Origin of the sequence: Streptomyces rapamycinicus NRRL 5491 (genome assembly GCF_024298965.1) — a bacterium.
GTDB lineage: Bacteria > Actinomycetota > Actinomycetes > Streptomycetales > Streptomycetaceae > Streptomyces > Streptomyces rapamycinicus.
On the sequence record NZ_CP085193.1, the window covers coordinates 8866871 to 8879430 of the forward strand.

Consider the following 12560-nt stretch of genomic DNA (forward strand, 5'->3'; position numbering starts at 1 on the left):
CGGAGGACACCATCCTGCGTTCGGGAGATGACATGCCGCTCAGCCGAAGAGACTTCGCGAGGCGTTCCGCGTACACCGGGGCCGGGTTCGCCCTGGTCGGAAGTGCGGGGGTGCTCGCCACCGCACCCGGCGCGCTCGCCGCCGAGGCGACGGAGGAGGGCGTCGCGGGGGTCGAGGGCCACCAGGGCCACGGCGGCTCGTCGCTCGGCTACGGCCCGCTCATCGCGGACCCCAAGGGCATCCTGGCCCTCCCCGAGGGCTTCCGCTACAAGATCATCACCCGTACCGGTGAGACGAAGCTGGAGTCCGGCGAGTCCACCCCGTCCAACCACGACGGCACCGCCACCTTCGAGGGCTCGCGCGGTGCGACGCTGCTGGTCAACAATCACGAGCTGGCCGGCCCCCGCAGCAAGTGGCCGCACCCGGTCCCGCTGACCGAGGGCCTGGTCTACGACCCGGCGGCCTCCGGCGGCTGCACCGTGGTCGAGGTGGCCAAGCACGGCGACCACGTCACCGAGTGGGTCGGCATCGCGGGCACCGCCACCAACTGCGCCGGTGGCCGCACCCCCTGGGGCACCTGGCTGACGTGCGAGGAGACCGAGGACAAGGCCGGCCAGAACGGCATGACCAAGGACCACGGCTACGTCTTCGAGGTCGACCCGCACGACCGCAAGGCCAACCGCGACCCGAAGCCGATCAAGGCCCTGGGCCGGTACGCCCACGAGGCCGTCGTCGTGGACCCGGGGCGCGGCCACCTCTACCTCACCGAGGACGCCTCAGGGCCGAACGGCCTCCTCTACCGCTGGGTCCCGCCGCACGGCTTCGAGCACGGCCGCGGCAAGCTCGACACGCTCAAGGACGACGCGGGCGTGCTCCAGGCGCCCAAGTGCTACGACTCGGGCGGCAACTTCGTGGACGACCTGTCCCGCGCCACCAGGACCGGCACGGTCTACGGTGTGGACTGGGAGCCGGTGCCGGACCGCGACGCGAAGTCGGTTTCGGTGCGCAAGCAGTTCAAGGACGGCGAGATCACCCGGGCCCGCAAGCTGGAGGGCATGTGGTGGGCGGACGGCGGCGCGTACATCGTCTCCTCGTTCGCCCGTGAGGAGAGCCCGGTCCAGCACGACGGCCAGGTCTGGTTCTACGACCCCAAGCGCCGCACCCTCACCCTCAAGGTGCTGCTGGGCGTCAACCCCGACCCGTCGAAGGACGGCGCCTTCGACGGCCCGGACAACATCACGGTCTCGCCGTACGGCGGTCTGGTGATCGCCGAGGACGGCGAGGGCATCCAGCACCTCTTCGGCGCCACCGAGGACGGCCGCACGTACCCGATCGCGCGCAACGACCTGAACATCGGCAGCGCGGAGGAGCCGGAGTTCAGCGAGTTCACCGGTGTGGTCTTCTCGCCCGACGGCTCGACGCTGTACGCCAACATCCAGGTGCCGGGCATCATGCTCGCGATCACCGGCCCCTGGCGCCGCCAGCGCTGAGGCCCATGGCCGGGGGAATCGTCCCGGCCGGGGCACGCGTTGACATGAGGGTGACCTCACGTCTGCGCACCACCCCCTTCTCCATCCTGGACCGCTCCCGCACCCGCCAGGGGCGGGAGCGGTCGCAGGCGCTGCGCGACACCGTACGGTTCGCGCAAGCCGCCGAGGCGCTCGGCTACCACCGCTTCTGGGTCTCCGAGCACCACAGCGTGCCCGGCGTGGCCGGTTCGGCGCCCACGGTGCTGGCGTCCGCGGTCGCGGCGGCGACGGTCCGCATCCGCGTGGGCACGGGCGGTGTGATGCTGCCGAACCACCGCCCGCTGGTCGTGGCGGAGCAGTTCGGGGTGCTCGAATCCCTCTTCCCGGGCCGGATCGACATGGGCCTGGGCCGCTCCGTCGGCTTCACCGACGGCATCCGCCGCGCCCTGGGCGCCGAGAAGGACGCCGCGCGGGACTTCGGCGCCCAACTGGACGAGCTGCTCGGCTGGTTCACCGGTGAGCAGGACGCCCACCCCCAGGTCCACGCCCACCCGGCGGAGGGGCTACGGCTGCCCGTCTTCGTCCTGGCCACCGGCGCCGGCGCGGATCTGGCGGCGCGGGCCGGACTGTCCCTGGTCATCGGCGATCTACGCGGCCGGGACGAGATGCTGCGCGCGATCGACCGCTACCGCACGGGCTTCCGCCCCTCCGCGTGGTCCTCCGCCCCGTACGTCGTCGTCTCGGGCAATGTCGCGGTCGCCGACACCACGGAGGAGGCCCGCGGACTGCTGCTCCCCGAGGCGTGGTCGATGGCCCACTCCCGTACCCACGGCGTCTTCCCGCCGCTGGCCCCGGCCCCGGAGATCGAGGCCCGGGAGATGACCGAGAAGGAGCGCGGTTTCTACGAGCGGGGCCTGCGCGGCCAGCTGTACGGCACGGAGGACGAGGTCGCCGCCGTGCTCGACGAGCTGATCGAGCGCAGCGACGCCGACGAGGTGCTGGTCACGACGAGCACCTATGACCGCCAGGCCCTCCTGGACTCCTACCGCCGCCTGGCCCGCGTGGCGGGGCTGTCCACCGCACACCCCGAGGCCGTCGGCGGTGGGGCCGGACTTTGACGCCGCGCACGCGGCTCTCGCAGAGCGGCATGCGCATGTCCTACCTTTCAAGGGTGGTTGCTCTGGTCATTCGTAAGATCGGAGGGCCCAGGGGTTCTGGGTATGGCTGGCATGTGGGCGCCGTTGGCAAGGCTCAAAGGACTTGGCCGCCCGGGACCCCGCGACGACTCGACCGCCAATTGGGAGACGCGACTCGATCGCTGCTGTAGGACAACGTCGGCGAGGTCGTCTGCGGGTGACATGTGAGACGGCGAGCTGGCGGAGGTGGCCGTGCCCGAGATCTGGGCCGGAGTGGACATCGGCAAGGAACACCACCACTGCGTGGTGATCAACGCGGACGGCGAACGGCTGCTGTCGCGCCGGGTCCTGAACGATGAGACCGAGTTGCTTCACCTCATCGGCGATGTCCTGGCGATATCCGCGGACGTGCTGTGGGCCGTCGATCTCAACCACGGCGGAGCTGCCCTGCTGATCTGCCTGCTCCTCAGCCACGATCAGCCGATGGCCTATCTGACCGGCCTGGCAGTCCACCGTGCCTCGGCCACCTACAAGGGCGAAGGCAAGACGGACGCGAAGGACGCCTTTGTCATCGCCGACCAGGCCCGCGTTCGCCGGGACCTCGGGCTGCTGAGGCCCGGTGACGAGATCGCTGTCGACCTGCGCACGCTGACCAACCGGCGCCTTGACGTGGTCTTCGACCGCACCCGGCAGATCAACCGGCTCCGCGCCCAACTGCTGGAGATCTTCCCCGCGTTGGAGCGGTCGCTGGACCTGGTCAATAAAGGCCCGGTGATGCTGCTGACCGGCTACCAGACCCCGGCCGCGATCCGCCGCGCCGGCGTCCAGCGGATCGAGACCTGGCTGAAGAACCGCAAGGTCCGCGGTGCCGCGGCGCTGGCGAAGACGGTTGTGGAGGCCGCCCGGGCCCAGATGACCGCACTGCCCGGCGAGAAGCTGGCGGCCGCCATGGTGGTCCGCCTCGCGAAGGGGGTGATGGCCCTTGATGAGGAGATCGTCGAGCTTGACGCCCTGATCGAGGCCACGTTTCGCGAGCATCCGCACGCCGAGGTGATCCGTAGCCTGCCCGGTATGGGCCCCAAGCTCGGCGCCGAATTCATCGCCGCGACCGGCGGTGACATGGACGCCTTCGGCAGCGCCGACCGCCTGGCCGGCTTCGCCGGCCTTGCCCCCAGGCCCCGTGACTCCGGCCGCGTCAGCGGCAACCTGCGCCGCCCCCGGCGCTACCACCGCGGACTGCTGCGGTCGATGTACCTCTCGGCGATGGTCAGCATCACGAAATGCCCCGCGTCCAAGGCGTACTACCAGCGGAAGAGAAGCGAGGGTAAGGGCCACAAGCAGGCCCTGCTCGCGCTCGCCCGCCGCAGGCTCAACGTCCTGTGGGCGATGATCCGTGACGGACAGTGCTACCAAGGTTCACCTCCCGTCACGACTGCGGCTTGACATCACGATTGGGAAGTCCTTCGGTGACCGGGTCGGCGCCCGGACAGTCCCTAGAGAGCCTTGCCGGCGGGCTTGGCCATGCCTCGTACGGTGCGCGAGTCCACGTACTCGCCCATCGCGGTCATCTCCCACTCGCCCGAGAACTGCTTGATCATCTTCGCCATCATCACGCCCGTGCGCGGCTCGGCGTGGGTGAGGTCGAAGCGGACCAGTTCCTCGCCGGTCTGGGCGTCGAGGAGGCGGCAGTACGCCTTGGCCACATCGGTGAACTTCTGGCCGGAGAAGGAGTTGACCGTGAAGACCAGGCCGGTGACCTCGGCCGGGAGCCCGCCGAGGTGGACGGTGATGGACTCGTCGTCGCCCCCGCCCTCACCGGTGAGGTTGTCGCCGGAGTGCTGGATGGCGCCGTTGAGGATGGCCAGCTTGCCGAAGAAGCAGGCGTCGATCTTCTTGCGGTCGACACCGAAGGCGATCACGGACGCGTCCAGGTCGATGTCCTTGCCGCGGAACGCGGGCTCCCAGCCCAGGCCCATCTTCACCGAGCTGAGCAGGGGACGGCCGCCCTTGACCAGGGACACCGTCTGGTTCTTCTGGAGGCTGACCCGGCCCTTGTCCAGGTTGATCTTCCCGGTGGCCGGGGCCGCCGCCGCGGCGGGCGCCGCGGCCGGGGGAGCGGACGGCATGGGCGGCGGGGGCTGGAAACCGGCGGGCGGACCGCTCGGCGGGGGCGGCGTCTGGGCGGCGGGGGTGGTGGGGGCGGGCGGGGCGGCGGGCTCCTCGACCGTCACGCCGAAGTCGGTGGCGATGCCCGCCAGACCGTTGGCATACCCCTGTCCGACCGCGCGCACCTTCCACGCCCCATTGCGCCGGTACACCTCCACGACCACCAGCGCGGTCTCGTTGCCCAGCCGCGGCGGGGTGAACGCGGCGATCACCGCGCCGTCGTCGGCGCCGCGCACGGTGGCGGTCGGCTCGGTGCCCGCGAACGTGGCCCCGGGCGCGTCCAGGCTCGCGGTCACCACGATCTTCTCGATGTCGGCGGGGACGGCGGCGGTGTCCACGGTGATGGTGTCGCCCGCGCCCGCCGCCCCGGCGCGGTGGGTCACGCCGGGTCCGGTGGGCTGGTTGTAGAAGACGAAGTCGTCGTCGGAACGCACTTTGCCGTTGGCGGTGAGCAGCAGGCCCGATACGTCGAGCCGCACCGGAGCGGTGACGTCAACCGCCACGCGCGCGACGGAGAGGGGGAGGTTCGAGCCGGGTGTCATAGCGGTCATGCCCGGGGTAACGAACGTCTCCGCTTTACGGTTCCTTGACCTGCGGAGTGACTTCCCGGCCGCCCACCTCCGCGGGGCCGGGGCGGCCGATCCGGTCGTCGGCCGGCTCGGCGGACTGCCCCGGCTGCCCGAGGGCACGGACTGGCCGGTGTGGGAGGGGCGCGGCCCGCTGGGGTTCGTGGCGGAGGTGGACTGCGCCGCGCTGCCCCGGGCGGAGCTGGACATACCGCTGCCCGCCGACGGCCGCCTCGCCTTCTTCTACTACGGCGACGAGGACGGGGACGTTGACGCGCTGGTCGACACCGCCGACCCGGACACCTGGGCCGGTGCCCGGGTGCTCCACCTCCCGCCCGCGCCCGCCGGCGCGCCCGAACGGCCCGCACCGGCCGGTCTCACCCCGTACCCGGAGGTGCCGCTGACCGTCCGGACCGGCCCGAGCGCCCCCGACTTCGATCTGCCCGCGCTGACCGCGGCGTTCGGCGAGGACGGGTTCCCGGAGGCGTTCACGAGGGCGATATGGGGCCACGAGAGTGGTGTCGCCCATCAGATCGGCGGCCATGCCCAGTCCGTGCAGGGCGCGGTGGAGGTCGTGGTGGCCCGTGGCGCGCTGGGCGGGCGGGACGTGTCCTGGGAGGACCCGCGGCTCGAGGAAGAGGCGGGGCGCTGGGTGCTGCTCGCGCAGTTCGACTCCGATGAGGACGCGGACATGATGTGGGGCGACAGCGGCGCGCTGTACTGGCTGATCCGCCCCGACGACCTGGCCGCGGGCCGCTTCGAGAAGGCCCTGTTCACCTGGCAGTGTTGCTGACGGGGTTTGCCGTCGCGGCAAACCCCGTTGGGGGTCCCCCGAATCCCGGTCGATGCTGCGCCCTGACCCCCGTCAGAGAGGCGCCCCTCCCATGCATGTCCTCCTCACCGGCGCGAGCGGCTACATCGGCGGCACCGTCGCCGTACGCCTCCGCCAGGCAGGCCACCACGTCAGCGGTCTGACCCGCGATCCGGCCAAGGCCGGACAACTCGCCCGGCTGGGCATCGAGCCCGTGGTGGGTTCGCTCGACGACACGGACCTCCTCGCCGCGCGGGCCCGCCGCGCCGACGCCGTGATCAACGCGGCCGACAGCGACCACCGCGCGGCCGTGGAGACACTCATCGCCGCCCTGGCCGGATCGGGCAAGCCGCTGATCCACACCAGCGGCTCCAGCACGGTCGGCACCGGCACGGAGGGCGAGGCCTCCGAGGCGGTCCATGGCGAGGACGTCCTCGACCCGGGATCGGCCTGGGAGCCCGATCACCCCATCCGCGCGGCCCGGGTGGCCATCGACCGCCTGGTCCTGAGCGCGGCCGAACGGGGCGTGCGGTCGGCGGTGCTGTGCGACAGCCTGATCTACGGGCACGGGCGGGGCCCGGGCCGGGACAGCGTCCTGATCGCCGCACTGGTCCGGCAGGCCCGCGCCGGGGGAGTGGTCCGCCATGTGGGTCCCGGCCGCAACATCTGGTCCACCGTCCATGTCGACGACGTCGCCGACCTGTACCTACTCGCGCTGGAGAAGACGCCTCCGGGCACCTTCTACTTCGTGGAGAACGGGGAGGAGTCGTTCGGCGCGATCGCCGAGGCCGTCGCCCGCTCCCTCGGCCTGCCCGGCCCCCGCCCCTGGGACCCCGACGCGCCGGACAACGTCTGGGACCCCCGGTTCGCCCGGCATGCCCTGGGCTCCAACAGCCGCGTACGGGCGCGCCGCGCCCGCGAGCTACTCGGCTGGCACCCGCGACACCGCTCGATCACGGACTGGATCCTCCGCGAGCTGCGCTGACCGGTCGGGGCGGCGGCGCGCGGTGGCCGCGGTCACCCCGATCACGCACACCGCCATGCCCGCGAGGGCCGTCCACCCGGGCGCGTCCCCGAACATCGCGTACGCCCACACCAGCGTGGTCGGGGGTGTGAGGTAGATCAGCGCGCTGGTGCGGGTGACGCCGTTGCGGCGCAGGCTCAGCCAGTAGAAGCCGTAGCCGCCGACCGTGGAGAGCAGCACCGTCCAGACCACCGCGGCCCAGAAACCCCCGCCCGCCGGGGGCGCGGCATGGCCCCCGGCCACGGCGACCCCGGTGAACAGCACGGCGCTGACCAGGCAGTGCAGCGGTATGGCGTCCACGGGGTCGAGCGGTGCCCGCACCCTGCGTTCGAGGAAGCTCGCGGCCAGCAGCGCCGCCATGGCGGCGAAGGGCAGCCCGTACGCCCACGCCGGGGCGGCCGGACCCGCCGACAGATCGCCCTGGACGACGAGCGCGACCCCGCCGAGGCCGATGGCCAGCCCCGCCCACTGGCGCGGGCTGACCGTCTCCCCGAGCAGCCGCCCGGCCAGCGCGCCCGCCGCGAGCGGCTGCAACGCGGCGATCAGCGCGGCGGTGCCGGACGGCACGCCGAGCCCGACCGACCAGACGATTCCGCCGAGGTAGCCGCCCTGCGAAAGCGCTCCGATCACCGCCTGCTCGGCCACGGCGCGCGGGCGCAGTCTGCGGCGCCTCAGCAGCGCCCAGGCGCCGCCCAGGACCGCCGCCGCGGCGAGGAAGCGCCACATCAGCAGGGTGTCGGCGGCGGCCTCCCGCGTGCCGAGCTCGGCTCCGATGAAGCCGGAGCTCCACATCACGACGAGGCCGATGGCGGTGACGGCGGCGCTGACGGGCATGGGGTCCTCGCTCTGGTCTTGGCTACCTGGTCGGGCTGTCCGGCCGGGACTGCGAATCGACTCCGGGTATACCGGTCTGTTTACTCCCTCATCCACTAGACTAAACAGATCGGTATACCCCTCCGTCAACCCCAGGAGGCGATCGGGGCATGGAAACGCGGACGGATGTGCTCACCCCCGCCGGGCGCCGCATCCTCGACACCGCCGCCGAGCTGTTCTACGGGCAGGGGATCAACGCGGTCGGCGTGGATCTGATCGCCCAGCGCGCCGGAGTCACCAAGAAGACGCTGTACGACCGCTTCGGCTCCAAGGAGGCGCTGGTCACCGCGTATCTGCGGGAGCGCGATGAACGGTGGCGGGCATGGCTCACCGCCGAGGTCGAGAAGTCGCCCCCGGCGGATCGCGCCCTCGCCACGTTCGACGCGCTCGCGGAGTGGGTGCGCCGTGAGAACCCGCGCGGCTGCGGCTTCGTCAACGCGGCGGCCGAACTGCCGGACGCCGGGCATCCGGCCCGGCGGGTGATCGCCGACCAGAAGCGCTGGCTGCGGGGCTATCTGCGGCAGCTGTGCGAGGAGGCGGGCGTGGCGGCCCCCGACGAACCGGCGGACGAGCTGCTGCTGCTCCACGAGGGGGCCACGGTGCTGAACGGGCTCTCGGTGGTCACCGATCCGGTCGCCACCGCGCGTGAGCTGGCCCGACGGGCGCTGGAGCGGCCCTGGCGGACTGACCCGGGCGCGTCGCCCGGGGCGTCGCTTGACCTTGAGCGCGCTCAAAACCGTACGTTCCCCGCATGACGACCAAACAGCATGCGATCGGCTCCGGTTTCGGGGTACGCAGTACGACCGGTGACGTCCTCGCGGGCATCGACCTGTCCGGGCAGCTCGCACTTGTGACCGGGGGTTATTCGGGGCTCGGGCTGGAGACGACACGGGCTCTCGCCGGTGCGGGGGCCCACGTCGTCGTGCCCGCGCGGCGGCCTGCGACCGCCGTCGAGGCGCTTGGCGGGATCGAGGGCGCGGAGGTCGCCGAGCTGGATCTCGCGGACCTGGGCAGCGTCCGGGCCTTCGCGGAGGAATTCCTCGCGTCCGGGCGCGATATCGACATTCTGATCAACAACGCCGGGATCATGGCCGCGCCCGAAACCCGGGTGGGCCCCGGCTGGGAGGCCCAGTTCGCCATCAACCACCTGGGGCACTACGCCCTGACCAACCGGCTGTGGCCCGCCATCGCCCGTGGCGGCGCACGCGTGGTGTCCGTCTCCTCCAATGGGCATCAGCTCTCGGACATCCACTGGGACGACCCGCACTTCGAGCGGCACGCGTACGACAAGTGGCAGGCGTATGGGCAGGCGAAGACGGCCAACGCCCTGTTCGCGCTGCGCCTCGACGCGCTGGGTCGGAACACCGGTGTGCGGGCGTTCTCCGTGCACCCCGGCACGATCGCCACCCAGTTGGGGCGCCACATGTCCCCGGAGGAGCTGGCGGAGCTGAGTGGGACGATCGAGGCCAGCCCCACCAACGTCGGCTGGAAGGCACCCGAGGAGGGGGCGGCGACCCAGGTCTGGGCGGCGACCTCGCCGCGGCTCGCGGGCATGGGCGGGGTGTACTGCGAGGACTGCGACATCGCCGGGCCCGCGTCGGAGGGAACCGAACTGGGCAGTGGTGTGAGCGCCTGGGTCACCGATCCGGAGCGGGCCGCGCGGCTGTGGGCGCTGTCGGCCGAGCTCACGGGCGTCGATGCCTTCGCCGGGTAGGTAGACAGTCCAGCCTGTTCAGTTTGAACTGGACAGCCTGAACTGAAGGAAATATCGTGCGGGGCATGGCAGAGACCCCTGGCGGCATGTCCGCGTCCGCCGTGCGCGCCGCGCATGAGATCCGCGTGGTAGTCGGCCGGCTGCGGCGCCGGATCAAGGAGACGTACGACCTCGAGGAACTCACCCCCTCGCAGACGTCCGTGCTCAGCAGGCTCAGCAAGGAGGGCCCCGCCTCGGCCAGCGCGCTGGCGGCGGCCGAGCGCGTACGGCCGCAGTCCATGGCGGCCACGCTCGCCGCCCTGGACGAGCGCGGGCTGATCCAGCGGCGCCCCGATCCCGGCGACGGGCGGCGGCAGCTGGTCTCGGTGAGCGAGACCGGCGGCGCCTTCCTGGCCGACAAGCGGCGGGCGGGCGAGGAATGGCTCGCCCGGGCCCTGGAGAGCGGCTATACCGAAGCGGAACGGGAGGCCATCCTCGAGGCGCTGGCCCTGCTGGACCGGCTCAGCCGCACATGATCGAGCGGCTGACACGACGAAAGGGCAGCGCGGACGCGAGGAGCGCCTTCGACCGGAGGCTGCTCGCGCCGATGATGCTGGGTTCGGTACTGAACCCGGTCAACTCCTCCATCATCTCGGTGTCGTTGGTGCCGATCGGCGCCGCGTTCGGGGCACCGCCGTCGCAGACGGCCTGGCTGGTCTCCGCGCTCTATCTGGCCACCTCGATAGGCCAGCCGGTCATGGGCCGGCTGATCGACCTCTACGGGCCGCGCCGCCTCTTCCTCGCCGGGGCGACCCTGACGGGGATCGCGGGGCTGATCGGACTGTTCGCCCCGAACCTGGGGACGCTGATCGTCGCGCGGGTGGTGCTCGGGTTCGGCACCTGCGCGGGCTATCCGGCCTCGATGTACCTCATCCGCGGCGAGGCCCGGCGGACCGGCCAGGAGAGCCCCGCCGGGATCCTCGCCACGCTCGCGGTCGCCAGCCAGACCATCGCGGTCATCGGGCCGCCCCTGGGCGGACTGCTGATCGGGCTGGGCGGCTGGCGCAGCACGTTCGCCGTCAACATCCCGCTGGCGGTGGCCGGTCTGATCCTCGGCGTCCGGCGTCTGCCGAAGGACCGGCCCCCGGCGGAACGCACCGGCGAGCGCGTCCGGCTGGATCTGATCGGCATGGGGCTGTTCGCCGCGATGCTCGTCTCGCTGCTGCTGTTCCTGATGGAGCCGCGAGCCGACCGGTGGTATCTGCCGGTGCTGATGGCGGTGGCGGCGGCCGGGTTCGCGGTGCGGGAGCTGCGGGTGACCGAGCCGTTCATCGATCTGCGGGTCTTCGGCGGCAATCTGCCCCTGCTGCTCACCTACGCCCGCGCGCTCCTGCTCTCCGTCGTCTTGTACGTCTTTCTGTACGGCTACACCCAGTGGCTCCAGGACGGCCGGGGGCTGACGGCCTCACAGGCGGGGCTCGCCCAACTGCCCCTGTTCCTGACCGGTATCGCGGTGTCCACCGCCACCGGCCGCCGCGCCGCCGTACGCGGCAAGCTGCTGGTGGGGGCCGTGGGGCAGATCGTCGCCTGCGCCCTGCTGCTCCAGCTCCAGCCGCACAGCGCGATATGGCTGCTGATCGTCATCGGGCTCGTCTTCGGCGTACCGCAGGGGCTGATCAACCTCGCCCTGCAGAACGCGGTGTACCACCAGGCCGATCCGGAGCGGATGGGCTCCTCGGCGGGGCTGCTCCGCACCTTCTTCTACCTCGGCGCGATCGTCGCCTCCAGCGCCGATGGCGTCTTCTTCGGCGCCCGCGCCGACACCGGTGGGCTGCACGGCCTGGCCTGGTTCATGCTCGCCGTCACCGGCCTGTGCCTGGCGCTGACGCTCGCGGACCGCTCGCTGGGCCGTATCGGTGCCGACGATTCCTCTTCTTCTTCCTCTTCCGCGCAACGAAAGGCTTCATGACATGAACATGAACGCGAACAAGACGGCTCTGCTCGTGATGGACGTCCAGGAGGGCATCGTGGCCCGCGTCCAGGACCCGGACTATGTGCCCCGCGTGAGCCGCGCGGCCGACGCGGCCCGCAACGCAGGAATCCCCGTCGTGTACGTCGCCATCGGCTTCCGCTCCGGCCGTCCCGAGGGCTCGGCCCGCAACAAGATCGTCGGCTCCCTGCCGCCGGGTCTCTACACCGAGGACGACCCCAAGATCGCCATCCACGCCGGTGTGGCGCCCCGGCCGGACGAGGTCGTGGTCACCAAGCGGCGGGTCAGCGCGTTCGCCGGCAGTGACCTGGACGTGGTACTGCGGTCAGGCGACATCACCCATCTCGTCCTGACCGGCGTCGCGACCAGCGGCGTCGTCCTGTCCACCCTGCGCCAGGCCGCCGACCTCGACTTCCGGCTCACGGTGCTGTCCGACGCCTGCTACGACCCGGACCCGGAGGTCCACCGGCTGCTCATCGAGAAGGTGTTTCCGTCGCAGGCCGAGCTCATGACGGTGGAGGAGTGGGTCAAGGCAGCGGGCTGAGCGGCTTTGGGGCTGAGGCATCCTGCTCCGGGCCGACACTCGGGTTGCCCGGCCAGGTCGGGTGCGGCGCCGTTTCGCGCCTTCGGCGCATTTGAGCATGGGTCGGTGGGTGGGGGCCCGGCCCTCGTCGCCGGGCGCCGGGCCGGTGGGGGCGGGGCCCGGCGGCGGCGTCCGTGCTCGGGGGCCAGGGTCGTTGCCGGGCTGGCGGGGCGATGGGGGATCGGGGCCGGACCGGCTTCCGGATGGCCCCGTGGTGGGGTACCCCTCGCCGAATTGCTTGACAAATTA

The 12560-nt window shown here is 71.9% G+C and carries 12 protein-coding genes; 10 read left to right on the plus strand and 2 right to left on the minus strand.

Annotated elements, in window-relative coordinates:
• Positions 1-32: 32 nt before the first annotated feature.
• The 3 genes from LIV37_RS37290 to LIV37_RS37300 all read left to right on the plus strand — a co-directional run bounded on the left by LIV37_RS37290 (position 33) and on the right by LIV37_RS37300 (position 4048).
• Positions 33-1490: an alkaline phosphatase PhoX gene (locus LIV37_RS37290; protein ID WP_020872237.1), complete on the plus strand. Its 1458-nt coding sequence runs from the start codon at positions 33-35 to the stop codon at positions 1488-1490.
• Between the two features lie 44 nt (positions 1491-1534).
• The gene (locus tag LIV37_RS37295) at positions 1535-2587 is read left to right on the plus strand and encodes an LLM class flavin-dependent oxidoreductase (protein ID WP_020872238.1); all 1053 of its coding nucleotides are present in this window, start codon (positions 1535-1537) and stop codon (positions 2585-2587) included.
• Positions 2588-2851: 264 nt separating this feature from the next.
• A complete protein-coding gene (locus LIV37_RS37300) occupies positions 2852-4048 on the plus strand; it encodes an IS110 family RNA-guided transposase (protein ID WP_167525781.1) in 1197 nt (398 codons plus the stop codon).
• 50 nt (positions 4049-4098) lie between these two features.
• On the opposite strand, the gene LIV37_RS37305 is transcribed toward LIV37_RS37300, so the two are convergent.
• Positions 4099-5313 carry a TerD family protein gene (locus LIV37_RS37305; RefSeq protein ID WP_121825047.1) on the minus strand — a complete coding sequence of 405 codons (1215 nt, stop codon included), beginning with the start codon at positions 5311-5313 and terminating at the stop codon, positions 4099-4101.
• 7 nt (positions 5314-5320) lie between these two features.
• On the opposite strand from LIV37_RS37305, the gene LIV37_RS37310 reads away from it, so the two are divergent.
• Complete coding sequence (locus LIV37_RS37310; protein ID WP_020872240.1) at positions 5321-6130, plus strand: YwqG family protein; 810 nt, start codon at positions 5321-5323, stop codon at positions 6128-6130.
• A gap of 91 nt (positions 6131-6221) precedes the next feature.
• The gene (locus tag LIV37_RS37315; RefSeq protein WP_020872241.1) at positions 6222-7133 is read left to right on the plus strand and encodes an NAD-dependent epimerase/dehydratase family protein; all 912 of its coding nucleotides are present in this window, start codon (positions 6222-6224) and stop codon (positions 7131-7133) included.
• Here the strand turns inward: LIV37_RS37315 and LIV37_RS37320 are convergent.
• Positions 7071-8006, minus strand: coding sequence for a DMT family transporter (locus tag LIV37_RS37320; protein WP_020872242.1), 936 nt, complete (start codon positions 8004-8006; stop codon positions 7071-7073). The two genes, LIV37_RS37315 and LIV37_RS37320, sit on opposite strands and share 63 nt — an antisense overlap.
• Positions 8007-8155: 149 nt before the next feature.
• On the opposite strand from LIV37_RS37320, the gene LIV37_RS37325 reads away from it, so the two are divergent.
• From LIV37_RS37325 to LIV37_RS37345, 5 genes are all read left to right on the plus strand, one after another.
• Positions 8156-8800, plus strand: a complete 645-nt coding sequence (locus LIV37_RS37325) for a TetR/AcrR family transcriptional regulator (RefSeq protein WP_020872243.1) — start codon at positions 8156-8158, stop codon at positions 8798-8800.
• Positions 8797-9759 (plus strand): SDR family NAD(P)-dependent oxidoreductase, encoded by a 963-nt coding sequence (locus tag LIV37_RS37330; protein WP_020872244.1) that lies wholly within the window; start codon positions 8797-8799, stop codon positions 9757-9759. Before LIV37_RS37325 ends, LIV37_RS37330 begins: the two co-directional genes overlap by 4 nt.
• 86 nt (positions 9760-9845) lie before the next feature.
• Positions 9846-10274, plus strand: a complete 429-nt coding sequence (locus LIV37_RS37335; protein WP_121825046.1) for a MarR family winged helix-turn-helix transcriptional regulator — start codon at positions 9846-9848, stop codon at positions 10272-10274.
• On the plus strand, positions 10271-11707 hold the full coding sequence (locus tag LIV37_RS37340; RefSeq protein ID WP_020872246.1) for an MFS transporter: 1437 nt from the start codon (positions 10271-10273) through the stop codon (positions 11705-11707). The genes LIV37_RS37335 and LIV37_RS37340 overlap by 4 nt, the downstream gene beginning before the upstream one ends.
• Position 11708: 1 nt before the next feature.
• Positions 11709-12272 (plus strand): cysteine hydrolase family protein, encoded by a 564-nt coding sequence (locus LIV37_RS37345; RefSeq protein ID WP_020872247.1) that lies wholly within the window; start codon positions 11709-11711, stop codon positions 12270-12272.
• Positions 12273-12560 lie beyond the last annotated feature (288 nt).